At 66.8% G+C, this 22,084-nt stretch carries 22 protein-coding genes; 9 read left to right on the top strand and 13 right to left on the bottom strand.

What is annotated here, in order from left to right; all coding sequences use genetic code 11:
* Nucleotides 1-96 precede the first annotated feature (96 nt).
* On the top strand, nucleotides 97-822 hold the full coding sequence (locus H582_RS0113250; RefSeq protein ID WP_228551922.1) for a helix-turn-helix transcriptional regulator: 726 nt from the start codon (nucleotides 97-99) through the stop codon (nucleotides 820-822).
* Nucleotides 823-1,719: 897 nt separating this feature from the next.
* Here H582_RS0113250 and H582_RS27470 read toward each other — a convergent pair.
* Nucleotides 1,720-4,971, bottom strand: coding sequence for a choice-of-anchor I family protein (locus tag H582_RS27470; protein WP_052333225.1), 3,252 nt, complete (start codon nucleotides 4,969-4,971; stop codon nucleotides 1,720-1,722).
* Nucleotides 4,972-5,132: 161 nt separating this feature from the next.
* Between H582_RS27470 and H582_RS0113240 the strand changes: the two genes are divergently transcribed.
* Nucleotides 5,133-5,903, top strand: coding sequence for an ABC transporter ATP-binding protein (locus H582_RS0113240; RefSeq protein WP_043111311.1), 771 nt, complete (start codon nucleotides 5,133-5,135; stop codon nucleotides 5,901-5,903).
* A 423-nt stretch (nucleotides 5,904-6,326) separates the two neighbouring features.
* The gene (locus H582_RS0113235) at nucleotides 6,327-6,782 is read left to right on the top strand and encodes a hypothetical protein (RefSeq protein WP_028598900.1); all 456 of its coding nucleotides are present in this window, start codon (nucleotides 6,327-6,329) and stop codon (nucleotides 6,780-6,782) included.
* Between the two features lie 124 nt (nucleotides 6,783-6,906).
* Here the strand turns inward: H582_RS0113235 and yidC are convergent, their stop codons facing one another.
* A complete protein-coding gene (gene yidC, locus H582_RS27465) occupies nucleotides 6,907-7,758 on the bottom strand; it encodes a membrane protein insertase YidC (RefSeq protein WP_052333224.1) in 852 nt (283 codons plus the stop codon).
* 21 nt (nucleotides 7,759-7,779) lie between these two features.
* Nucleotides 7,780-8,043, bottom strand: a complete 264-nt coding sequence (locus tag H582_RS0113225; RefSeq protein ID WP_028598899.1) for a hypothetical protein — start codon at nucleotides 8,041-8,043, stop codon at nucleotides 7,780-7,782.
* Nucleotides 8,044-8,203: 160 nt separating this feature from the next.
* Between H582_RS0113225 and H582_RS0113220 the strand changes: the two genes are divergently transcribed.
* Both H582_RS0113220 and H582_RS0113215 read left to right on the top strand, forming a co-directional pair.
* Nucleotides 8,204-9,055 carry a phosphotransferase enzyme family protein gene (locus H582_RS0113220; protein ID WP_028598898.1) on the top strand — a complete coding sequence of 284 codons (852 nt, stop codon included), beginning with the start codon at nucleotides 8,204-8,206 and terminating at the stop codon, nucleotides 9,053-9,055.
* 79 nt (nucleotides 9,056-9,134) lie between these two features.
* The gene (locus H582_RS0113215) at nucleotides 9,135-9,323 is read left to right on the top strand and encodes a hypothetical protein (protein ID WP_028598897.1); all 189 of its coding nucleotides are present in this window, start codon (nucleotides 9,135-9,137) and stop codon (nucleotides 9,321-9,323) included.
* A 71-nt stretch (nucleotides 9,324-9,394) separates the two neighbouring features.
* Here the strand turns inward: H582_RS0113215 and H582_RS0113210 are convergent, their stop codons facing one another.
* The 7 genes from H582_RS0113210 to H582_RS0113175 all read right to left on the bottom strand — a co-directional run bounded on the left by H582_RS0113210 (nucleotide 9,395) and on the right by H582_RS0113175 (nucleotide 16,724).
* Nucleotides 9,395-9,817, bottom strand: coding sequence for an OsmC family protein (locus H582_RS0113210; RefSeq protein ID WP_028598896.1), 423 nt, complete (start codon nucleotides 9,815-9,817; stop codon nucleotides 9,395-9,397).
* Nucleotides 9,818-9,861: 44 nt separating this feature from the next.
* Entirely contained in the window at nucleotides 9,862-10,611 is a 750-nt protein-coding gene (locus H582_RS0113205) for an amino acid ABC transporter ATP-binding protein (protein ID WP_028598895.1), read from the bottom strand.
* Between the two features lie 25 nt (nucleotides 10,612-10,636).
* On the bottom strand, nucleotides 10,637-11,281 hold the full coding sequence (locus H582_RS0113200) for an amino acid ABC transporter permease (RefSeq protein WP_028598894.1): 645 nt from the start codon (nucleotides 11,279-11,281) through the stop codon (nucleotides 10,637-10,639).
* A gap of 41 nt (nucleotides 11,282-11,322) precedes the next feature.
* Nucleotides 11,323-12,195, bottom strand: coding sequence for a transporter substrate-binding domain-containing protein (locus H582_RS0113195; RefSeq protein WP_028598893.1), 873 nt, complete (start codon nucleotides 12,193-12,195; stop codon nucleotides 11,323-11,325).
* Between the two features lie 141 nt (nucleotides 12,196-12,336).
* The gene (locus H582_RS0113190) at nucleotides 12,337-12,960 is read right to left on the bottom strand and encodes a TetR/AcrR family transcriptional regulator (protein WP_043111310.1); all 624 of its coding nucleotides are present in this window, start codon (nucleotides 12,958-12,960) and stop codon (nucleotides 12,337-12,339) included.
* Between the two features lie 180 nt (nucleotides 12,961-13,140).
* A complete protein-coding gene (locus H582_RS0113180) occupies nucleotides 13,141-15,003 on the bottom strand; it encodes an ABC transporter ATP-binding protein (RefSeq protein ID WP_028598891.1) in 1,863 nt (620 codons plus the stop codon).
* The gene (locus tag H582_RS0113175) at nucleotides 15,000-16,724 is read right to left on the bottom strand and encodes an ABC transporter ATP-binding protein (RefSeq protein WP_174817698.1); all 1,725 of its coding nucleotides are present in this window, start codon (nucleotides 16,722-16,724) and stop codon (nucleotides 15,000-15,002) included. The genes H582_RS0113180 and H582_RS0113175 overlap by 4 nt, the downstream gene beginning before the upstream one ends.
* A gap of 258 nt (nucleotides 16,725-16,982) precedes the next feature.
* Here H582_RS0113175 and H582_RS0113170 point away from each other — a divergent pair, with 258 nt between their 5' ends.
* From H582_RS0113170 to H582_RS27460, 3 genes are all read left to right on the top strand, one after another.
* Entirely contained in the window at nucleotides 16,983-17,480 is a 498-nt protein-coding gene (locus tag H582_RS0113170; RefSeq protein WP_028598889.1) for a CcdC protein domain-containing protein, read from the top strand.
* Between the two features lie 187 nt (nucleotides 17,481-17,667).
* Nucleotides 17,668-18,150 carry a GAF domain-containing protein gene (locus tag H582_RS0113165; RefSeq protein WP_028598888.1) on the top strand — a complete coding sequence of 161 codons (483 nt, stop codon included), beginning with the start codon at nucleotides 17,668-17,670 and terminating at the stop codon, nucleotides 18,148-18,150.
* Nucleotides 18,151-18,226: 76 nt separating this feature from the next.
* Nucleotides 18,227-19,048, top strand: coding sequence for a DUF817 domain-containing protein (locus tag H582_RS27460; protein ID WP_084137230.1), 822 nt, complete (start codon nucleotides 18,227-18,229; stop codon nucleotides 19,046-19,048).
* 103 nt (nucleotides 19,049-19,151) lie between these two features.
* Here the strand turns inward: H582_RS27460 and H582_RS0113155 are convergent, their stop codons facing one another.
* From H582_RS0113155 to H582_RS33410, 3 genes are all read right to left on the bottom strand, one after another.
* Nucleotides 19,152-19,670, bottom strand: coding sequence for a DinB family protein (locus H582_RS0113155; RefSeq protein WP_043111308.1), 519 nt, complete (start codon nucleotides 19,668-19,670; stop codon nucleotides 19,152-19,154).
* A gap of 85 nt (nucleotides 19,671-19,755) precedes the next feature.
* The gene (locus H582_RS0113150) at nucleotides 19,756-20,442 is read right to left on the bottom strand and encodes a queuosine precursor transporter (RefSeq protein WP_028598886.1); all 687 of its coding nucleotides are present in this window, start codon (nucleotides 20,440-20,442) and stop codon (nucleotides 19,756-19,758) included.
* A 197-nt stretch (nucleotides 20,443-20,639) separates the two neighbouring features.
* Complete coding sequence (locus H582_RS33410; RefSeq protein WP_052333222.1) at nucleotides 20,640-21,293, bottom strand: exosporium glycoprotein BclB-related protein; 654 nt, start codon at nucleotides 21,291-21,293, stop codon at nucleotides 20,640-20,642.
* A 119-nt stretch (nucleotides 21,294-21,412) separates the two neighbouring features.
* On the opposite strand from H582_RS33410, the gene H582_RS33405 reads away from it, so the two are divergent.
* Entirely contained in the window at nucleotides 21,413-21,799 is a 387-nt protein-coding gene (locus tag H582_RS33405) for a hypothetical protein (RefSeq protein WP_156876711.1), read from the top strand.
* The last annotated feature ends 285 nt before the right edge of the window (nucleotides 21,800-22,084 follow it).

Genomic DNA, 22,084 nt, shown 5'->3' with positions numbered 1-22,084 from the left:
TCCGCCATGCGCGGCTTCGGACAAAGGAGGAGCCTCGTGCCGCAAGATGAGCTGGATCAAGTCATCGACTATATCCAAGGCAATTTGTTCGACCCTATGCCCCTGGAGCGTTTGGCCAAGCATATCTCGTACAGCCCTTCTCATTTCGCCCGCCTGTTCAAGGAGCGCACCGGGCTGACGCCGCTCTACTACGTCTCCTCGCTGCGGCTCAGCCGGGCCAAGGACCTGCTGCTCAAAACCGAGTACACGATCCGCGACATCAGCCTCGAGATCGGGCAGCAGAGCCTCGGCACGTTCACGACTCGCTTCACCCAGCGGGTCGGGCTGACGCCGTCCGAGTTCCGCCAGTCCCGCTCCGCTGTCGGCGATCAGGCCCGCCGGCTGCAGGCGCTGGACAGCTGGGACGATCCGACGATCCAGGCGTCGTCCTCCCCGGTCTGGTCGGAGGTGAGCGGATTCGTCGAGCCCGTCCTGCCTTTTGACGGCTTCGTCCTGATCGGCCTGTTCGCCAAGCCGATTCCGGAGGGCATGCCGATCCACGGGACGCTGCTGCCGCGGCCCGGCGCCTTTCGGTTCACCGGCGTCCGGCCCGGCACCTACTATTTGATGGGGACGACGCTTTCCTGGGCGATGGGAGCGATGGACATGCTGCTGCCGCAGACGACGCTGCGCACCCGCGCCCGCTCGCCGATCGAGGTCGGCCCTTCCTCGCCCGCGCCCTTTCAGCATGCCTTGCTGTATGAGCCGCGCCCCGACGATCCGCCGATCCTCATCTCGCTGCCGCTGCTCATGAACCAGTTCCTCTCGCGCATGCGGGGGTAGGCGGGATAAGGCTGGGCGGTCCGCTCGCGCAGCTGCATGCAGGCCGTACAGGCGGTCTGCATGCAGCCGCATGCTGCCCTGGTGATTATCCGATCGCACAGACGCATGCTGCCCTTGCTGGTTATCCGATCGCACAGACGCATGCTGCGCCGCAGCGCCTCTGCTAGTGGTAAATTGGGCACTGGCGGGCTCCATTTCCGCCGCAATGCCTCCACCAGTGGTAAATTTGCCACTGACGGGCTCCATTTCTGCCGCAAGGCCTCCACCAGTAGTAAATTTGGCACTGACGAGCGTCCTCTCCGCCGCAGCAACATCGCCTCGTCTACCCGAATGGATGCGAGACGGACTCTGGGTCTCTTCGAAGTCCTTACGCAATGCCAAGGCCGCAACCCGTAATCGGGTTACGGCCTCACCTGTTCGTATCCGCACCCTAATCTCGGCAACCTGCGAAGGAAGAAAGACTTTCTTTATATGAGAAAGGATGTTCCCTGTCGATTGATTCGACAAAGAACATCCTTTTCACATGCCCGGATTCGCTTTCCGACATATTGGCCGATCCGTTTTCAAGCCATCGTTTCTGCAACCCGATTATTTCCGGCTACAGCCGGCTTCAAGCTCTCTACGACAGCTGCAACCCGATTTCTTCCGGCTCCAGCCGGCTCCGAGCTCTCTACGACAGCTGCAACCCGATTTCTTCCGGCTCCAGCCGGCTTCAAGCTCTCTACGACAGCTGCAACCCGATTTCTTCCGGTTCCAGCCGGCTTCGAGCGCTCCGCGACAGCTGCAACCCGATTTTTTCCGGTTCCAGCCAGCTTCAAGCTCTCTACGACAGCTGCAGCCCGATTTTTTCCGGCTGCAGCCGGCTCATGCCGTACAGCCGGATAAACCCAGTAACCTCTAGAGGAAGGAAGCCTGCACGAACATCGCGAGCATCGCCGCCGCTTCGCCGCGCGTGGCGGACGCTTGCGGCGCGAAGCGCGCCTGGCCGTCCGCGCCCGGACGCCCGCTCACGATGCCGGCCCCGGCCAAGACGTCCACCGCCTCGCGTGCAAACGGCGAGATGGAGGCCGCATCCGCGAAGGCGCTCGCTCCGACGGACGGCAGCTCCCAGCCGGCGCTGCCCGCGAAGCGCGAGAGCATCACGGCCAGCTGCTCGCGCGTCACCGGCGCGAGCGGCTCGAAGCGTCCGCCGCCGGTGCCGCCCGCGATGCCTTCGGCCGCCGCCCAAGCGACTGCCGGCGCATAATAGGCGCCGCGCGGCACGTCCGCGAATCCGCTGCCGCCGGCTGCCGCTCCGGCGCCGCTGTCCGCTCCCGCCAGGCGGCTCAGCATGACCGCGAGATCGGCGCGGGTCAGCGTCCGCTGCGGCGAGAAGACGCCGGCTGCCGTGCCTTGCACGATGCCGCGGGCCGTCAGGAACGCGGCCGGGGCTTCCATGTACTTGCCGGCGGTATCGCCATAGGCCGCAGCTTCAAATGCGATCCGGTACGAGCCCGAGCCGCTGCCGGCCAGGATCAGCCGGCCATCCCGATACGAGCTGCGGATAATCGGCCGGCCCGCCGCATCGAGCGCCACGATCGCTTCCGGCCGCTTCGCTTCCACGGTCGACGGCGCGTAAGGCAGGCTCAGCCGCACCGCTGCGGCGTCCGCTCCGCGCAGCTCCTTGCCGGCGGCGATGACCGTCACGCTCACCGCGCCGCTGCCGCCCTTCGCCTCCAGCGACCATGCGCCGCCTCCGGCGGCACGCACCGCCGCGGCGAACGCCTCGCCGCTCCACTCGGCGGAAGCCAGTCCCGCCGCGCTCAGCGTCACGCGCTCTAAGCCTGCCGCCGCCAGCCTTGCGGCCGCATCAGCCGTCAGCCGCAGTCCGGCCGCGTCCGCCGAGCCGGCTGCCGCGCGCAGCTCCAGCTCGCGCCGGGCCGCTCCAGCCGCGCTCAGCCGCTCCAGCGCCTGCTCCAGACCGGCCGCGCCGAATTCGGCGAAGCCGTCCGTGCCTGCCGCCTGCTCCAGCACGCCGCTCGCGACGCCGCCGCTCACGCTCACCTGCACAGCCGCAGGAGATGGCGTCGGGCTTGGCGAGACGCTCGGGCTCGACGTCGGCACGACGCCGCCCCCGCCACCGCCCGGCGTCGGCGTTGGCGTAGGCGTTGCGCTTGGCGTCGGAGTCGGCGAGACGCTCGGCTCTGCCGCCGCCTTCACCGTCACGCTCAGCTCGGCGACGCCGTAGCCGTCGGCGCTGACGACGCGGATGACCGCGCTGCCAGCCTGGAGCGGCTTCACCTTGCCGGCCGCATCGACCGAGGCGATATCCGGCCGGCTGGACGAATAGGTCAGCGCAGTAACCGTCGGGGCTCCCGCTCCGGGCACCGCTTTCGCCTCCAGCTGCACCGCCGCCTCGCCAGCCGTCAAGGCCAGCTCCTGCCTGGCCAGCTCTACGCGCGTCGTCTCCAGCTGCAGAAGGGCGACCGTGCCGCTCACTTCATGGGCGACGAGCAGCAGCGGCTGTCCCGTCGGGCTGTCCGCCGCGGCAATGAACTCGAGCCCCTCTGGCGCGGAATCGGTGTTCATCGCGTTTTCGCCCCCGCTTTCGCTGAAGTCCCGCGTATTGACGTAGCTGACGAACCGGGCTTCCGCCGGAGAAGTCACGTCATACGCCATGACGCCGCCGATGCGCTCGAGGCCGGTAAAGGCAAGCGTGCGCTCGCCGACATGGCCGATCCGCACGTCCTCGGGCTCCGGTCCTTTTTTCGTGCTTCGGGAATCGAACTTCTTATTCGTGTTGGAGGCGTTGAAATAGTCCGGCAGCCGCGAGGCGGTAATCGCCTCGAACGCGTTGCCGCTGTCGTACACCTGCTTCAGCTCCGCCGCGTCCCAGATCGAGAACGACCGGCCGCCGTACAGATAGATGGCGTCCGTGCCCCAGTCGCTCATCGCCTCGACGTCGTCATACGCCTTGGTCGCTCCGAAAAACGCCGCCGCGGCCGAGCCCGGCGCCAGCTTGTCCTTGAGCGACTTCACCTTGGAGGCGTTCGTCATGCCCGGCCATTCCGTGGCGTCGCCTTCGTTGGCCGTGACCAGATACATGCGGCCGCCCGCCTCGTACGAAGCGATGCCGTCCGGCATGTAGACGCCGTAGGCGTCGGCCGTCACCGGCTTGTACTGCTTGTCCTTGCCGTCGAGGTCGAGCGCGTTCGCGGGCAGCCTCAGATCCTTAAGACCAAGGCCGCGCACCGCCGTAAAGCGTCCCGCTTCGATGTCGAGCTCGGCGACGGCGTTGTTTTCCTGCAGCGAGACATACGCGGTCTTTCCGTCCTTCGACAGCGCGATGTACTCCGGCTCCAGATCGGTCGCCGCTTTGGACTTCGGTCCTTTGCCGACGATCTGGCCGCTGCCGTCGACAGCCCCGCGGATATGGACGCGGTCGTCGATGACGCTCGCGTCGCCGAAGCCGATCTGCCGCGACGTGCCCGTGCTGCGATCGACGATCGTGACGCTGCCCTCCGGATCGGGCGTGCCGGCGCCGCCGCGCGGCTCGCCCTCATCGGCGGTCAGCACGTACCGGCCATCCGGCGTCGACTTCACCATGTCCGGCTGCTTGCCTGCCGGATACGCCTTCACCAGATTGCCCTCGTAATCGAGCTCCAGCACCCGGCCCGCGTCGTTCGCGCCTGCCGCCTGCACGGCGACGAACACGCGCTTCGCCGCCACATTGATGTCGACGCTCGTCAGGTCGCCGAAGGCGAAGCCGGCCTCGGCCTCAGCCAGCTGCTTGACGTCGAGCTTGCGCTGAAGCTGCATCGTGCCCGCCTTCAGCTCGACAATGTCGAGGCTCGGCGGAGTGGCGGAGCCGTTCACGACGTAGAACCGTCCGTTGTCGCGGTTGTACTTCACGATCTCGGCCACGCCGCCGTCCTCGCTCGCCATGCCGACGCGGTACTCGCCGATCTTGGTCATGGCGAAGGCATCGGCGTACACCTGCTGAGACATCGTCTCTGACGTCGTCGCCGAAACGGCCGCGACCGCCGCCTGCTCCTCCGTCGCCGCAGCGGCCGTTCCCAGGCCCGCTGCCGGCACCAGTCCGGCCGCCGCGGTCGTCAGGCTCAGTCCGAGTCCTGCCGCGCGCATCCAGTTCCGCTTCTTCCTGTTCATCTTGTTTGTCCCCCTCGTCAGCTTGGCTGTCCTGCTAGCGAGCATATCAAGGCGATGTAAAGGCCTCGTCAGCGAATTTTAAAGATTTTGTATAGGTCCGCTGCAGGAAAATCCTTTAGAATAGAACGATATACAGGTCAATTGAATCGGGAGGGATCATCATGATCGAGCTGAAGCATGTGACGTGGAAAAGAGAGAATCGGACGCTGCTCGACGATGTCAGCTGGCGCGTGCGGCCCGGCGAGCACTGGGCGCTGCTCGGCCTGAACGGCTCCGGCAAGACGACGCTGCTGAACATCGTCTGCGGCTACATCTGGCCGACGTCGGGCGAGGTGTCCGTGCTCGGGCGCAAGTACGGCGAGGTCGATCTGCGCGAGCTGCGCAAGTCGATCGGATGGGTGAGCAATTCTTTGCAGGACAAGCTGTACAAGACCGACCGCGCCCAATACGTCGTCCTGAGCGGCATCCATGCGACGATCGGGCTGTACGACGATGTATCCGAGGGGGACGAGACGCGAGCCCGGGAGCATATGGAGGCGCTCGGATGCTCCCATCTATGGGACCGGGAGTACGGCACCTGCTCGCAGGGCGAAAAGCAGAAGCTGCTCGTCGCGCGCGCCCTCATGGCTTCGCCGCGGGTGCTCATCCTCGACGAGCCGTGCAACGGGCTCGACCTGTTCTCGCGCGAGCGGCTGCTCGAAAGCATCTCAGAGCTGGCCCGCCGGCCCGATGCGCCAACACTGATCTACGTCACGCATCATACCGAGGAGATCGTGCCGGAGCTCGGCCATGCGCTGCTGCTGCGCCGGGGGCAGATTTTCCGCAGCGGGCCGGTGGCCGACGTGCTCGACTCGCAGACGCTGACGGAGTTTTTCGAGGCGCCGGTCGCCGCGGAGACGCATGGCGGGAGAGTGTACGTGCGGGCTCTGTAAGGTCGGGCGCAGGCTCGAAGAGTTCAGGCACTCTCCACTCCCTCGTCGAGCCGATGCGCCAGGTTTCCGCTATCCAAGGCACTCCCGACTCCCTCGTCGGGCCGATGCGCCGGTTTTCCGCTATCCAGGGCACTTTCGACTCCCTCGTCGGGCCGATGCGCTGGATTTCCGCTATCCAAGGCACTCCCGACTCCCTCGTCGGGCCGGCGCGCCGGGTTTCCCCGTGCCGCTCATGAAACCTGCCTCGCCCGGGAAGGCTATGCCAGGAGAGCCGCTTTCTCCCGGCACCGCCAGTCAATCGGACAGGCGCAGCCGCAATTGTCACGGAATGTCCTTTGCCCCGGCAGCCGCCGTTCTCTACAATGGAGGAAAGGGCCGCCTTCCGCGGCTGCCCGACTTTCGCGTACAAGGAGCTGTCGCCCGATGAACACCTCGCTGGATCGCCGTCCGGCCGTCCGTTCGATGAAGCTGCTCGCGCTGCTCGCCCTGCTTTCCACGCTGCTGCTCGGCGGCTGCAATTTCACCTCTCCCGTGACCGACGGCTGGAAGTCCCGCGTCGCCAGCGAAGGTCTCGATATCATGCCCGGAAAGGCCAACTGGAAAAAGCTCACCTACCGCGTCACGCTCGAAAATGTCAGCGGCTCGGCGCAGGACGTCGAATGGGTCGAGCCCGTCCTCAAGAGCAACCTGCTGCTGAACGATCCCGACCGCTCGCTGCGCAAGACGATCGGCCAAACCGTCGAGGACGGAGGTCGCCTTGAAGTGCAGGACGAGATCGAGTTCGACTCCAAGAACGTCAATCTCGGCAGCTCGCAGAACGTGGAGTACATGCGGGTGAAGCTCAAGGGAAAGGACGAGCCGATCGAGGTCAACGTGTAGCTTTCGGCCCAGGCCGCGCCAAAAAGCCTTTCCAGCCGCCGTTGGCGGTCGGAAAGGCTTTTTTCATGTCGCCAGCGGCGGTCGGAAAGGCTCTTTTTCATGTCGCAGCTGCTGCCGAGGGGCGTCAGCGGACGCCTTTGGCGGCGGCGCCGCGCGCGCGTCCGGCGGGAGCCGCAGGCTCCTCGCCCTCGGCCAGATGCCGGTACAGCCGCTGCCCCAGCAGCGTCTGCACGATGAGGATCAGGCCGCCCGCCGTCCAGTAGAGCGGCAGCGCCGCGGGAGCGGTGAACGAGAACAGCCCCATCATGACCGGCGACAGGTAGACCATCCAGGCCATCTGCTTCTGCATGTCGGTCTGCTCCATGCCCCGCTGCGACAGCTTCGCCTGCACGAAGTAGACGGCCGCCGCGAGCAGCGGCAGGACGAGGTCCGGCTGGCCGAGCTGGAACCAGAGGAAGCTGTGGCTCGACAGCTCTGGACTCATGCGGATCGCATAGTAGAGCCCCGTCAGGATCGGCAGCTGGATGAGCAGCGGCAGGCAGCCGATCGCGAGCGGGTTGTAGCCGTGCTTGCTGTACAGCTCCATCATTTCCTTCTGCTGCTTCTGCATCGACTCCGGCGTCTTGTCCCCGCCCGCATGGCGCGCCTTGAGCGCCTCGAGCTCCGGCTGCATGCGCTTCATCTTGCCCTTCATCACCTGCTGGCCGCGGTACTGCCGCAGCATGAGCGGCATGAGCGCGAGCCGCACGAGCAGCGTCACGAGGATGAGCGCGATGCCGTAATTATCGTGCAGCCCCCCTGCCAGAACGCGCAGCAGCCAGCTCAGCGGAAAAACGACGTAGTGGTTGAACATCCCTGGCGTATCGGCATCAATGGAGCCGTGCGCGCCGCAGCCGGCGAGCAGCAGCAGGGCGATCGCCGCAAGCGCGCCCTTGGCGAATGCTCCGAGCCTCGGCTTCGGAATCATGGCAAACATAGTGATCCTCCCTTGTGTTGTCTAAGCGACAGCGACAAGGGACAGGCAGGCGGAGGCGTCGTCATCGGGCGATTCCTTGCGCTTCCTCAGCCGGATCAGCCTGTGGCTGATCGGACGGCTGGCGGCAGCGGGCCGGATCACGCTAGGAGCGCCGAGCACGGCCGCCGCAGGCAGCAGGGAAGCGCTGCGCGATCCGGAATGCAGCCACGCCATGTAATAATACGCGGCCGAGCAGGCCAAGCCGATCGACCAGATCCAAGACAGCAGCTCATGCATGTCCAGCATGATCTCACCTCCTCCGCTTCATCTGAACCCAGCGTACCACAGCGCGCCAGTCCACGCCAGCCGCATGCGATGCGCGGCCCCGGCAGGATTTTTGGCACCGCTTGCAGAATGAGGAAAGGAATGCATGAGGCACAACCCTAGAACGGAGTGAGCCGACATCATGGAACATGCTCCAGGTCCAGTCGCGGCCCAAGGCCGTACCGCTCAGATATGCAGCTATGGCCCCGACCAGATTCTGAAATGGTTCAAGGAAAACATCCCCCGTCTCGCCGCCGAGCAAGAGATGACGGCAGCCCGCTTCGCCGCCTCGGCCGGACTGCCCGTGCCGAGGGCCCTTTTCCTGTCGGAGTGGCAAGGCCGGCCGGCGATCGCCTTCCAGCGGATCGAGGGCCGGTCGATGCTCGCCGTCCTGTTCCGCCAGCCTTGGCGCATCGCCTCCAGCGGAGCCGCGCTGGCCCGGCTGCATGTCGACATCCACACCAAGGGCGCCGGCCCGGACTCCGGCCTGCCCAGCCAGATCGACTGGCTGAGCCGGCGCATCCAGGCCGCGCCATTGCTCGCCGAGCCGGAAAAGGCGGCCGCCATAGCGGCTCTCCATAGGCTCCCGGCCGGCCGCCAGCTGCTGCACGGCGATTTTCATCCCGGCAACGTGCTGCTGGGCAAAGGCGGCAAGCTGTGGGTCATCGACTGGATGACGGCCGTCTACGGCCATCCGGCCGCCGACGCGGCCCGCACCGTGCTGCTGCTGCGGACGGCGGCGCTGCCGGCGGAGCTGTCCCGTCTCTCGGGCTTCCTTTTCGAAGCGGTCCGCTCGCTGCTGCTGCGCCAATACCGCCGCTCCTACTTGCGGCTCAGCGGTCTGGAGGCCGCGGAGCTGGAGGCGTGGATGCTGCCGCTGGCCGCCGCCCGGCTCTGCGAGGAGCTGCCGCCGGAGGAGAAGCTGCTGCTGCACAAGCTCGTCCAGCGCGAGCTGCGGCGGCTCGGTCCGCGGCAGCCCGCCCCCGCCTCCTGATTAGCCCCTGCCAAAAAGGAAACAATGAAAACGAGCCCTTCGCCGGAAGGCGAACGAAGCGAACGTGGAGGGAACGAGCATGTCGACCTGGACTCTGCGCTATGCCGGCGGCGAGAAGGAACCGCAGGAGCTGGTGTTCCGCCGCCAATCGGAGCTGAACGCCTACCTGCACTCGCTGACGGTGAGCGAGCTGCTGCGCATCCGCGTCTATGACGCCGATGAGCGCCATATGTGCGGCAAGACGTACATCTATACGTATCTGCATTGAGCGGATGCGCCAATCGAAAAAGGGGCAGCCCCTCCGCTGGATGCGGTGGAGGCTGCCCCTTTATCGTTCGTTCATGGCCGCGTCTGCGGCTCTCCGTTCAGCACGAGCCGATAGTCGATCTCGGCCTTGAGCGAGTCGGAGACGGCGCAATACTTCTTGCTGCCGAGCTCGATCGCCTTCCAGATCCGGTAGTCCGGGATCCGGCCGTCGACGTGGAACGTGAGCGCGATATGCGTGAAGCCGCTCGGCGTCTCCGTCTTGCGCGTCCCGTCGGCCACGATGTCGAGCCGGTCGATCTGATCCAGGAAGTGGTCGAGGATCATCGTCACGTCGATGCCGATGCAGCCGGCCAGGCCGGCCAGCAGCAGCTCCATCGGCGTCGCTCCCTTGCCCTCGCCGCCGTAGGCGGGCGTGGCGTCCATGCCGATCGCATAGCCGGAATCCCCCTCGGAGGTAAACGCGCGTTTTCCCTGCCAGGTTGTCGTTACGATCACGTCGATCCGCCTTCTTTCGCTAAATTAGGTCGTGCCTCGCGCCTTCAGCGCTCTCCTTGCAGCTGCCGGATGAACCGCTGCGCCCGCTCGCTGCGCGGCGCCGCGAAGAAGGCTGCCGGGGCGGCCTCCTCCACGATGCGGCCGCCGTCCAGGAAGACGACGCGGCTCGCCGCCTCGCGCGCGAACTTCATCTCATGCGTGACGACGACCATCGTCATGCCCTCGCGCGCCAGCTCCCGCATGACGGCGAGCACCTCGCCGACAAGCTCCGGATCGAGCGCCGACGTCGGCTCGTCGAACAGCAGGACGGACGGCTCCGTCGCCAGCGCCCGCGCGATCGCCACGCGCTGCTGCTGGCCGCCCGACAGCCGCGACGGATAGGCGTCGCGCTTGTCCGACAGGCCGACCCGCGCGAGCAGCCGCTCGCCGATCCGGTCGGCCTCCGCAGCCGCCATGCCGCGCACGACGCGCAGCGCCTCCGTGACGTTGCCGAGCGCCGTCTTGTGCGGATACAGGTTGAACTGCTGGAACACCATGCCGGTCCGCTGCCGGATGCTGCGGAACCGCGCCTCCCGCTCGCGCGGCTTCATGCCGGCATCGACGGCGACGCCCGCCACCTCCACGGAGCCGGAGCTCATCGTCTCCAGCCCGTTCAGGCAGCGCAGCAGCGTGCTCTTGCCGGAGCCGCTCGGGCCGAGCAGCACGACGATCTCTCCTTCTTCCACCTTCAGTCCGACTCCGTCCAGCACGCGCTGCGACCCGAACTGCTTCACCAGCTCCCGCGCCTCGATCATGTCGATCCCTTCCTCCGCTGTCTCTTCAGTACGCCCGCGCCAGCCGGCGCTCCATCGCATGCAGCAGCGTCGTGAACGCCGTGCTCATGACCCAGTACATGACGGCGATGCCGATGTAGAACGGCATGTTCACGTAATACTGGGCGATCAGCAGTTGCGCCGAGCGCAGCAGCTCGGTCACCGTGATGACCGAGACGAGCGACGTCTCCTTCAGCATGCCGACAAAAGTGTTGCCCATCGGCGGCAGCGCGATGCGCGCCGCCTGCGGAAGGATGATGCGCCGCATCGCCTGCCACGTCGTCATGCCGGACGCGTAGGCCGCCTCGAGCTGGCCTTTGGGCACCGCCTGGATCGCTCCGCGGAACGTCTCCGACAGGAACGCGCCGACGTTGATGCTGAGCGCGATGACGGCCGCCGTGATCGGCCCGAGCGTGATGCCGTAATCGACCAGGCCGTAGTAGACGATGACGATCTGCACGAGCGCCGGCGTCCCCCGGATGACCGAGACGTAGCCGCGGGCGAGCGCCCGCAGCGGCCACGGCCCCCGCAGCCGCATGAGGGCGACGGCGAGGCCGATCAAGAGGCCGAAGAACATCGACAGCAGCGTGATGAGCAGCGTATAATACGCGCCCCGGAGCAGGAAGCCGGCGTTGTCGAACACCAGATCCATATGGCTTCAGTCTCCCCTCGCGAGCCGGCTGCCGCCGTCCGTCATTCCGCCGGCGGCTCCTCGCCGAACCATTTGACGAAGATCGTCTTGTACGTCCCGTCTTCCTTGATGCCCGTCAGCGCCTCGTCGATCGCCGCGAGCAGGTCGGGGTTGTCCTTGCGCAGCGCGACGCCGGCGCGGTCGGACTTGATCGGCTCGCCGACCGCCTTGATCTGGAAGCCGTTCTTCTCGACGACCGGCTTCAGCGCGTACAGGTTGTTGATCGTCGCGTCGATGCGGCCGGCGTTCAGATCCTGCAGCGTCGTGATGACGTCGTCGTACGTCTTGATCTCGAAGTCGCCGACTTCCGGCAGCACGGTCGTGCGCAGGTACGTCTCGTCGTTCGTGCCGAGGCCGACGCCGATCTTATGGCCCTTGAAGTCCGCCAGCTTCGTAATCGCATCGTTCTTCTCCTGCACGATGACCTTCACCTGATTCGTGATGTACGGCTGCGAGAAGTCGATCGCCTTCTTGCGCTCGTCGGTAATCGTCACCTGGCTGATGATGACGTCGATCTTTTTGGCCTGCAGGCTCGGGATGAGGCCCGAGAACTCCTGCGGCGCGAACTCCGCCTGCACGCCGAGGCGCTTCGCGATCTCCTTGGCGATGTCGGCGTCGAAGCCGTCGATCTCCTTGTTGTCGTTCAGGAAATTATACGGCGCGTACGTGCCCATCAGGCCGACCTTGAGCACGCCGGCTTTCTTGATGTCGGCGAGCTGGCCGCCCTCTGCGGCCGGCTGCTCCGCGCCTGGGCTCGCGGACGGAGCCGGCGAGGCCGCCGGAGCATTGCCGTTCGCGCCTCCGCATGCCGCCAGCAAGGCGGTCGTCGAGATGAGGGCGATCAGCCCGAGCTTCTTGGTCCATTTGTTCATCATTCACACACTCCCATAGTCAGGTAAGATTGGATACCCTTTTCTCTATAAGCTTTCCGACAGCGCCGGAATCATGCGCCCGCCCGCCGGACGGCCCGCGCGCTCCGCTCGGCCAGCCGCAGCGCGAGCGCGCCTGCCAGACGGCTAGGCGCCCCCCGGCAAGCCGTAAAACTCGAATCTCGCGGTCTCGGCGGCGAGCTGCTCGGCCGTTCGGCCGGCGACGCCGCTGCCGGGCAGGCGCGGCGACAGCAGCCAGCGCCCGATCAGTCCCTCGACGAGGCTCATCAGCATCGCCGCCCGCAGCGCCGCGTCGATGTCTCCCGGCAGCATGCCGAGCTCCACCGCCCGCTCGATGTTGGCGACGAACGCCTGCTCCAGCGACAGCCTCGTCTCCGCGATCGCCGCGGACACCATCTCGCTGCCCTGCAGCCCGCCGAGCAGCAGCTCCATCCACTCGCGGTTGCCTTCCGCGAACCGGTACAGATCCGCGAACAGCTGCTCCGACGCCCGCACCATGTCCGGCACCGTGCCGCCGCTGCGGCGGTAGCCTTGCGCGATCACCTCGGTCAGCTGGCGTCGCCCTTCGGCGACGATCTCCAGCGCGACCGCTTCCTTGCTTTTGAAATGCCAGTAAAACGTGCCCTGCGCGACGCCCGCATCGGCGACGATGTCGGAAATCTTGGCCGCATGGTAGCCATGCCGGGCGAACCGCTGCAGCGCGCAAGCCATCAGCTGCCGGCGCCGCTCCGTCTCCACGCTGGTCGACATCCTGCTCCCGCCCCCCCGATTGACTCGTCAGTCAGTTGATATTTAAATCCTATCGACTAAGTGGGTTATTGTCAAGCGCAACAAAAAAAAGACGCGACTGAGTTTCCTCAATCGCGTCTCGCGGATGCCGCATGACCGGCGGACAAACGGGCCTTGCCGCGCGGCAGGCTTGCCCGCGCCTCAGCCGGTCTCCTCGCCATGCCATAGCTGGCGGAAGCTCTCGCTCGTGCGCAGCAGCTCCTCGGCGCTGCCCTCGGCCTCGATGCGGCCGCCGTGCAGCACGATGATATGGTCGGCATGGGCGAGAGCCGCCTTGCGGTGGGAGACGACGAGGCAGGCCGCGTCTCCGCGCTGCCGGAACAGCCGCTCCCAGAGCCGGCGCTCCGTCTCGACGTCGAGCGCGCTCGACAGGTCGTCGAACACATACAGCTGCGCGTCGCGCACGAGCATGCGGGCCGCGGCCGTGCGCTGCGCCTGTCCGCCGGACAGCTTGACGCCGCGCGGGCCGACCATCGTGTCGAGCCCCTGCTCCAGCCCGCCGATGTCCTCCTCCATGACGGCGGCATGGAGCGCTCCCTCCACGCTGCCGGGCCGCTCGGGCTGGCCGAGCAGGATGTTGTTGCGCAGCCGGTCGCTGTACAGGCGCGGAATCTGCGCCGTATACGCGCTCTGCGGCGGCACAAAGAAATCGGCCGGCCGCTCGACGAGCTCGCCGTTCCAGCGGATCTCGCCCGCCTCGGCCGGCAGCAGCCCGAGCAGCGTCCGCACGAGCGTCGTCTTGCCGCTGCCGATCATGCCGGTCACGACGGTGAACGAGCCGGCCCGCAGCGTCAGGTCGATGCCTTCGATGCCGCGTCCCGTCTCCGGGAACCGATACGTCAGGCCGCGCGCCTCCAGCATCTGCAGCGGCGGGGCTGCGACCGGCGGCGGGAAGCCGTCGTCGACCGGCGATTCGGCCGGCTGTCCGGCATCCGCCGGACTCGCCGCACCCGCTGGAGCGGCCTGCGTGGATCGCGCCTCCTCCGACTGTCCGCCGCGCCGCGGCTTGCGGCGTCCGAGTCCGATGTACGCGGGCTTCGTGAGCAGCTGCGCCGGCGCGCCCTGCAGCATCGACTTGATGCGGCCGAAGCTGACGGCCATCTGCTTGTAGTAGGTCATGAAGTTGCCGACGTTGCCGATAAGCTGCGTCACGAACGTCAAGTAGTAGACGAACAGCGCCAGGTCGCCGACCGTAAACCCGCCGGCGCGCATCTTGTAGCCCGCGAGCAGCAGGATGAGGCCGGTGCCCAGGTTGACGGAGTTGGCGAAGACGGAGGACAGCGCCTCGGTCATCAGCTTGTCCTTGACCATCGTCTCGCGGCGCTTCTCGCTCAGCTGCACGAACCGTCCGACGACGCGCTTCTCGGCGCCGGCGACCTGGATCGCCTGCACGTTGGAGAACATCTCGCTGATCGCTCCGGTCACCTTGGCCGTCGCCTCGCGGCTGGCGGCGCGATACTTCTGGATGCGCGCCGTGCCGATCTGGGCGGCCGTGACGACGAGGATGAGCGGCACGAAGACGAGCACCGTCATCTGCGCGTCGATGGACAGCAGGATCCAGCTCGCGACGACGACGAAGCCGACGAGGCCGAGCATGTCGACCGACCAGCTGAACGCTTCCTCGGTATGGTCGACGTCGTCGCGGAAGTTGCTGATCGCTTCGCCCGGGGATACGGGGATCGCCCTCGCCCCCGGCTCCTTGAGCACATGGGCGAGCATGTTGCGGCGCAGCAGCATGCTGACCCGGTAGCGGACGTTGACGTCGGTCAGGAAGCCGACGTAGATGAGCGCGATGCGCCCGAGCGCGGCGGCGACGAGCAGCGCGGCGATCGCGGCGATGCCGTAAGGGAAGTCGTAGCTGCCCTCCAGATCGTCGAAGAACGCCTTGGTCAGCAGGCCCGGCACGAGCGGCGCCATATGGATGAGCGACCAGGCGATCAGGTTGAGCGCATACAGGCCCGGCCGATAACGAATGATGGAGATGAAAAATTGTCTGGTCTTCATGCGAGCACCTCCTCCATGCCGACCGCGAGCATCCGGCTGAACCGCGAGTCGGGGTCGGATGCCAGCTGCTCGCGGCCGCCGCTCTCCAGCACCCGCCCGTGCTCCAGGATGAGGATGTGGTCGGCGCGCTGCACGGTCGCGAGCCGGTGCGCGATGATGATGCAGGTCTTCTCCTGCAGCAGGCGCGTGATCGCCTGCTCGATGCGCGTCTCGGTCAGCGGGTCGAGCCGCGAGCTCGCCTCGTCGAGGATGACGAGCCCCGGATCGGTCAGGAACACGCGGGCGAACGCGAGCAGCTGCGCCTCGCCGGCCGACAGGCTGCCGCCGCCGGAGGCGAGCACGGTGTCGAGGCCGTCCGGCAGCGAGTCGTGCCAGGCGCCGAGCCCGAGCTCGCGCAGCACCTCGGCAATGCGGGCGTCGGGGATCGAGTCGTCGAATAGCGTCAGGTTGTCGCGCACGCTGCCCTCGAGGATCTCGATGTTCTGCGTGACGAGCGCGACCTTGCGCCGCAGCTCGTGCAGCTTGAGCTCGCGCAGGTCGACGCCGCCGAGCCGGATGCCGCCGGCCTGCGGATCATAGAAGCGCAGCAGCAGCCGCGCGAGCGTCGTCTTGCCGCTGCCGGTGCGGCCGAGCAGGCCGAGCGTCTGGCCGGGTTCGAGCTTCAGCTGCAGGCGGTGCAGCGTATTGCGTCCGCCCTCCTCATAGGCGAATTCCATGTCGTGGAATTCGACGGACAGCGGTCCGGCAGGCAGCTCCGCGCCAGGACCGTCCTGGATCTTGGGCTGCGTCGCCAGCAGCTCGCGCACGCGCAGCAGGCTGGCGTCGGCCTTTTGCAGATCCTCCAGCTGGGTGCGGATCTTCTCGATCGGCTTGGCGAGCTGCTCGGTATAGTAGAAGACGAGGTAGATGGAGCCGATCGTGAGCGCTCCCTGCCCGCCCTCCCACAGCCAGGCGCAGACGAGGAACGCGGCGGCGTTGCCGAGCGCGAAGACGAGGATCGTCGTGCTCCACATCATGCAGAAGCCGAAGAACGCCCGCACCCGCACGGGCAGCATGCGGCGCGTCAGCTCGTAGAAGCGGTTCATGACGTAGCCGGCCGCGCCGTTGGCGCGCGTGTCCTCGGTGCCTTCCAGATGCTCGCCGATGAAGCCGTAGAACTCCGCGTTCATCTCGCGCCAGCGCTTCCAGACCGGCACGGCGAAGCGGCGGATCCACTGGATGACGTACACCGCGCCGATGACGAAGGCGGTCATGACGAGCCCGATCCAGACGTTCTCGCGGAACAGCAGCGCCAGGATGCCGACCATCAGCACGAGATTGCCGGCGAGGTGGATGATGAAGCTCGAGAAGAAGTTCGCCAGCGCGTTCACGTCGCCGTCCACCCGCTCGATCAGCGAGCCCGACGTCTGCGTCTTGTGGAAGCCCATGTCGAGCGCCAGGCAATGCTCGGCAAGCTCCGCGCGCAGCCGGTTCGTCGTCGACCAGCCGAGATTCTCGCTGAAGTAGGCCGCGGCCACCGACACGCCCTGCTGCACGAGGGAGAACAGGATGAAAAAGCCGGCGGCCCAATAAAGCGCCGTCAGTTCTCCGTCTCCCTGAGCGGTGTCGATGAAATAGCGGATGATCTGCGGATTGACCAGCTGCAGTCCGATCGACAGCAGCAGCAGCGCGGCCAGCCAGCCGAGCAGCCGCTTCTGCGGCAGCACGTAGCGGCCCAGCATCTCGCGGTAGACGCTCCAGCCGCCGATTTTCCGGTCCTCTTTCTGTTCCCCTTTCACACGAACACTTCCTTCCATTCCGTAACTCTACTGCAGCCGCTCAGGGGCCGTCAATGCCTAAATTGGCCTAAACGAAACTGGCGGGGACGGGGGGCTTCGGGACCTCGATCGCAAGGCGCATCGTTTCGTTGTAAATAAATGGTCCGCCCCGTACACTTAAGGGCAGCACGGCCATTCTCATCCCGAAAGGATGCTGCATCCATGCAAGCTCTCGGCACGTACGGCTTCATCGCTCTTATCCTGCTCTTCGTCTACTGGCGCCGAGCCCGCTCCGGCTCGAGACCGCGCCGCATCCGGGCCGGCGGCTGGCTGATGTTCCTGCCGCTCGCCTTCCTCGCGCTCGGCTTCGCCGCCAGCCTCGGCTCCCTGTCCGCCGGCGGCGGAAACCCGCCGTTTCCTCCCCTGTGGGAGGAGCTCTGCGCCGCGGCGATCGGCGTCGCGATCGGCTGGATCATGCTCGCGCACACCGCCTATGAGCGAGGAGCGGACGGGGAAATCTACTCCAAGCCCAACCCGAACTTCAAGTATGTCATTCTCGCCGTCATCGTCCTGAGGATCGCCCTCTCCTCGTTCCTCCAGGGAATCGAGCCGGACCGCTTCCTCCTGCTGACGATGACGCTGGCGTTCTGCTACATCGCGGTATGGCGGATCGGCAGCTTCATCAAGTACCGCTCCGTCCGCAGCGTGCAGGGAGCCTGAGCGGCGCGCCGCCACGCCCGCAGCCTCCGGCCGGCTCTATTCGCCCGAGCGGAGCGGATATGGTATCGTGGAGGGACGAACGGCCCGCTCCTGCACGCGGCAGCCGGGCTCGATCCGGCTGCCGCGCCTGTTTCGCGGCCGAGCCGATCGGGCCATCCATTTGATGCGAAAAGGAAGGGATTCCCCCATGTTCCATACGACGGCCTACGAAGGCACGCGCGAGCAGCAGTACGAGACAGTCCTCCGCCAGCTGCAGGCGCTCATCGAAGACGAGCCGAGCCTCATCGCCAATCTGGCCAACGCCTCCGCGCTGCTCGGCCAGTTCCTGACCGAGATCAACTGGGTCGGCTTCTACCTGCTCGACGAGCAGGGCCTGGTGCTCGGTCCGTTCCAGGGGCTGCCGGCCTGCGTCCGCATCCCCGTCGGCCGCGGCGTCTGCGGGACGGCCGCCGAGCGCAAGGAGACAGTCGTCGTGCCGGACGTGCACGCGTTCCCCGGCCATATCGCCTGCGACGCCGCCTCACGCTCGGAAATCGTCGTGCCGCTGCTGGCGCAGGACGGCCGGCTGCTCGGCGTGCTCGACATCGACAGCCCGGTCACGGACCGCTTCGACGAGACCGACCGCGTCCAGCTGGAGCGCTTCGCCGCCCTGCTGACGGCCGGGCGCTGATCGGCCCTGTCCTCAGCTTTTCTTCGCGCTCGCTCGTTCACTTGGATATCGGATATCCATGAAGGAGCGTGCGACAATGGAAGAAACGCTGTCCGGCCCGAGGCGGCCGCTGCGGCTGAAGGCGGCGATGCTGCTCGATTTCGGGCGGAAGCAAGCGCTCAGCTGCGCGTTTCCCGTGCTCATCTTCGCCTCGCTCGGCTTCACGAAGCTCGTCGACGTGCCGGGCATCGCCCGCTACGACCTGCTGCTCCTGCTCTGCCTGGCGATCCAGGCGGCCATGCTGCTGCTGCGGCTGGAGACGGCGCGCGAGCTGCAGGTCGTGCTGCTGTTCCATCTCATCGGCCTGATGCTGGAGCTGTTCAAGGTGCGGATGGGCTCCTGGAGCTACCCCGGCGAGGGGTGGAGCAAGATCGGCGGCGTGCCGCTGTACAGCGGCTTCATGTATGCCAGCGTCGCCAGCTACATGTGTCAGGCGTGGCGCAGGCTGGAGCTGAGCTTCCGCGGCTGGCCCGACCTGCGGCTGTCGACGGGGCTGGCGCTGCTCGCCTATGCGAACTTCTTCACGCATCACTGGCTGCCGGATCTGCGGTGGTGGCTGACGGCAGCGATCTTCGCGGCGTTCTGGCGCGCGAGCGTATCCTACACGGCCGGCGGGCAAAGGCTGAAGATGCCGGTGCTGGCCAGCTTCGCCCTCATCGCCTTGTTCATCTGGCTCGCCGAAAACGTCTCGACGTTCCTCGGCGCATGGGCGTATCCCGATCAGCGGCTCGGCTGGAGCCTCGTCCACTGGGGCAAGCTGAGCAGCTGGTTCCTGCTCGTCATCCTCAGCCTGCTGCTGGTGTACGCGCTGAAGCGGCGCTTCCCTCCCGCTGCGCCGAGCCGGCCGGAGCCGAAGTGACGGCGCGCTCGAAGAGGGTCTCCTCCAGAACAAAAAGGACGGAAGCGGCGTCGATGCCGCTTTCGTCCTTTATTTCATGCTGGGCGTCCCTAGGGCGCGTGAGCTAGGCGATGCCGTAGCGCTCCGTCAGAATATGGAGATGATGCCGCTCATGCCCGGCGATGACGCAGGCGAGCAGCAGCGCGCTGTGCGGCAGCCCGTTGGCCGTGCCGGAGCGCTCCCAGTCGCCCGGAGCCAGCCCGCGCAGCAGCGACAGCGTCGCCTCGCGCACGGCCGCATAGTCGGCGAGCGCCTCCTTGGCGGTCCATGATTCGAATGGAGCCGCCGCGACGTATTCATCCTCGGCAAAGCCCGGCAGCGGCGTCCGGTCGCCGCGGGCGATCGCCAGCAGCCGGTAGCTCAAGATGCGCTCGGTATCGGCCAGATGGCCGATCACCTGGCGCACGCTCCATTTCTCGGGGGCGTAGCGATGGCTCGCCTGCTCCTCGCTGAGCGCGCCGAGCCGCTCCAGCGCGCGTTCCTTCTGCTCGGCCAGGATCGCGATCAGGTCGCCTTCCGGCACGCGGGAGAGATAGGGAACTTCATGAGCCGGCACGACGGCCGGATCGGGTCTTTTGTCCATGAAAAAACCGCCCTTCGAAAAGAAAGTTCCCTTTCCTTTCGCCGGACGGCTCAAGAACTCCTGCCGCCCGCATGGCGCTAGGCGCTCATTCGTCCTTGAAGCGGAACGAGCGGGCGATGTACAGCACCGGCGTGGAGGCGATGGAGATGACAAACTTGAGCACGTAGGTGGTCAAGAAGATCTGGATCCAGATGTCCCACGGATATTCCGGATGAAAGGCGAATGCGATCGTGCAGAACACGAGCGAGTCGACGAACTGGCTCAGGATCGTGCTGCCGTTGATGCGGATCCAGAACTGGCTGCGGCCGCCGAAGCGGCGCTTCAGCGCCGAGAACACCCGTACGTCCAGGAACTGGCTGATCAGATACGCGCTGAGCGAAGCGAGCGCCAGCCGAGGCATCAGGCCGAAGATGATGCTCAGCGGCTCGTGGGCAAAGTCGCCCTCGGCCGGATCGAACGCCAGCACCATCTGCATGAGCACGGTCGTGGCGAGCAGCGTGAAGAAGCCGAACCAGACCGCCTTGCGCGCCTCCGCGCCGCCGTAGCGCTCGTTGATGAGGTCCGTCGTCATGTAGAGCGAGGCGTAGATCGTGTTGCCGAGCGTCATGACGATGCCGAACATCTGGATCGTCTCGGTCACCTGGATGTTGGCGATCACGGTCGCGAAGCCGATCCAGGCGTACAGGCCCATTTTGCCGAACAGCCGGAAGCAGGCCAGGAACAGCACGAAGTTGACCAGGACGAAAAAGACGCCCCAATAGAAGTTGAACATGATTCCTCCCTAGTTTTGGTTACGCGGGATGGTCTCGAACCGCGTCCGGCAGCTGTAGTCGCGGGCGGCGGCTGTTTCCATGCCGCGATTCGCCTTGCGCCTGCCGAAAAAACCTGGTCTATCATAGCACAGCCGGAGCGCGTCAAAAAGAGGGAGGCTGAAATTGCCTCCCTCTCTCTTTGCATTCCGACCGCGCTTTACGAGATGGACAGTCCGGCGCTCGCATATCCCGCCACCGTATTGACCAGGTTAAGGCCGGTCGCCGTCGCGCTGAAGACGAGCAGCAGCCTCTGCTGCGTCGTGACCGGAATGGCCAGGCCGGTGACGATGCCGTTCGAGATCGTCCCCAGCGAGATCACGCCGGTCAGCGCAGGGGCGAGCGTCACCTCGGTCCCTGCAATCGGAGTGAAGGTGTTGTCCGGCGTCGAGGAGCTGTACAGCGTCGCCGTAATGCTGATCGTCGAGCCGACGAGGCTGAGGGCGGCTGTCGTGCTGAAATACGCTGACAGCGCCGTAATCGTGCCGTCGCGCGGAACGGAAAAGGCAAAGTTGAGCAGCGTTCCCGCCGCGCCCGTCAAGTCGATCGTATTGCCGACGACGCTCACGCCCGTGGCGGAGCTGCCGAAGCCGACAAGCGAAGTCGTCCCAACGAGTCCTCCCGCGATCGTGGTCAGCACCGCAGGCAGGCCGGATGCGAAAGGAAGGATCGCCCCGGCTCCGGCCGCTCCGGTCACGCCGGTCGTCCCGGTCACCCCGGTCGCTCCGGTCGTGCCCAGCGCCCCGGTCGCTCCGGTCACGCCGGTCACGCCGGTCACGCCGGTCGCTCCGGTGTCGCCGGTCGTGCCGGTCACGCCGGTCGTCCCTAGCGCTCCGGTCGCCCCCGTCGCTCCAGTGTCGCCGCGCCCCTAGCGCTCCCCCAGCTCCTGTCGCTCCCGTCGGCCCGGTCGCTCCCGTCGGTCCGGTTACTCCGGTGACACCCGTCGCCCCCGTCGCTCCAGTGTCGCCCGTCGCCCCGGTCGCTCCAGTGTCGCCCGTCGCCCCCGTCGCTCCGGTGTCGCCGGTCGCCCCTAGCGCTCCCGCAGCTCCTGTCGCTCCCGTCGGCCCGGTCGCTCCCGTCGGTCCGGTTACTCCGGTGACGCCCGTCGGCCCGGTCGCTCCGGTATCGCCGGTCGCTCCGGTCGCTCCGGTCACCGACAGTCCCGCCTCTCCCGTCGCGCCTGTTGCGCCCGTCGGCCCGGTCGCTCCTATCGCTCCGGCCGCTCCCGTCGTCCCCGTCGCGCCGGCCGCCCCCGGCGCACCCGCCGGTCCCGGCACCCCTGCCGGTCCCGCCGGGCCGACCGAGCCCGCCGGCCCCTGAGCGCCGGCCGCCCCTGCCGGCCCTGGCAAGCCCGTCGATCCTGGCGGCCCTGGAGGCCCTGGTGGTCCGGGAGGTCCCGGCGGTCCGCCGCCCCCGCCGGTCGGAATCGACGACGCTTCGAGGGCGGCGAGCCTCAGCCGCGCGACCCAGCCGTCCTTGACCGCGTTCGACACGCAGCTTAGCAGCACGATCGCGAGCAGCTCCCCGAGCAGCTGCTGCACGGCCGCAATGACGGGATCCGTCCAGCTCCCCGCGCGCTCCGCCGTTCCGATCGCCAGCTCCACG

This window comes from Paenibacillus pasadenensis DSM 19293 (assembly GCF_000422485.1).
GTDB classification, from domain to species: Bacteria; Bacillota; Bacilli; order Paenibacillales; family Paenibacillaceae; genus Paenibacillus_O; species Paenibacillus_O pasadenensis.
Note: the sequence above shows the minus strand (reverse complement) of the source record. Positions and strands in the feature narration are given on the sequence as shown.

Bases quoted from the DNA above. Each gene is read 5' to 3' on its own strand.
- H582_RS0113250 (WP_228551922.1), top strand. From the start codon at position 97: ATGCCCCTGGAGCGTTTGGCCAAGCATATCTCGTACAGCCCTTCTCAT.
- H582_RS27470 (WP_052333225.1), bottom strand. From the start codon at position 4,971: ATGAACAGGAAGAAGCGGAACTGGATGCGCGCGGCAGGACTCGGACTG.
- H582_RS0113240 (WP_043111311.1), top strand. From the start codon at position 5,133: ATGATCGAGCTGAAGCATGTGACGTGGAAAAGAGAGAATCGGACGCTG.
- H582_RS0113235 (WP_028598900.1), top strand. From the start codon at position 6,327: ATGAACACCTCGCTGGATCGCCGTCCGGCCGTCCGTTCGATGAAGCTG.
- yidC (WP_052333224.1), bottom strand. From the start codon at position 7,758: ATGTTTGCCATGATTCCGAAGCCGAGGCTCGGAGCATTCGCCAAGGGC.
- H582_RS0113225 (WP_028598899.1), bottom strand. From the start codon at position 8,043: ATGCTGGACATGCATGAGCTGCTGTCTTGGATCTGGTCGATCGGCTTG.
- H582_RS0113220 (WP_028598898.1), top strand. From the start codon at position 8,204: ATGGAACATGCTCCAGGTCCAGTCGCGGCCCAAGGCCGTACCGCTCAG.
- H582_RS0113215 (WP_028598897.1), top strand. From the start codon at position 9,135: ATGTCGACCTGGACTCTGCGCTATGCCGGCGGCGAGAAGGAACCGCAG.
- H582_RS0113205 (WP_028598895.1), bottom strand. From the start codon at position 10,611: ATGATCGAGGCGCGGGAGCTGGTGAAGCAGTTCGGGTCGCAGCGCGTG.
- H582_RS0113200 (WP_028598894.1), bottom strand. From the start codon at position 11,281: ATGGATCTGGTGTTCGACAACGCCGGCTTCCTGCTCCGGGGCGCGTAT.
- H582_RS0113195 (WP_028598893.1), bottom strand. From the start codon at position 12,195: ATGATGAACAAATGGACCAAGAAGCTCGGGCTGATCGCCCTCATCTCG.
- H582_RS0113190 (WP_043111310.1), bottom strand. From the start codon at position 12,960: ATGTCGACCAGCGTGGAGACGGAGCGGCGCCGGCAGCTGATGGCTTGC.
- H582_RS0113180 (WP_028598891.1), bottom strand. From the start codon at position 15,003: ATGAAGACCAGACAATTTTTCATCTCCATCATTCGTTATCGGCCGGGC.
- H582_RS0113175 (WP_174817698.1), bottom strand. From the start codon at position 16,724: ATGCTGGGCCGCTACGTGCTGCCGCAGAAGCGGCTGCTCGGCTGGCTG.
- H582_RS0113170 (WP_028598889.1), top strand. From the start codon at position 16,983: ATGCAAGCTCTCGGCACGTACGGCTTCATCGCTCTTATCCTGCTCTTC.
- H582_RS0113165 (WP_028598888.1), top strand. From the start codon at position 17,668: ATGTTCCATACGACGGCCTACGAAGGCACGCGCGAGCAGCAGTACGAG.
- H582_RS27460 (WP_084137230.1), top strand. From the start codon at position 18,227: ATGGAAGAAACGCTGTCCGGCCCGAGGCGGCCGCTGCGGCTGAAGGCG.
- H582_RS0113155 (WP_043111308.1), bottom strand. From the start codon at position 19,670: ATGGACAAAAGACCCGATCCGGCCGTCGTGCCGGCTCATGAAGTTCCC.
- H582_RS0113150 (WP_028598886.1), bottom strand. From the start codon at position 20,442: ATGTTCAACTTCTATTGGGGCGTCTTTTTCGTCCTGGTCAACTTCGTG.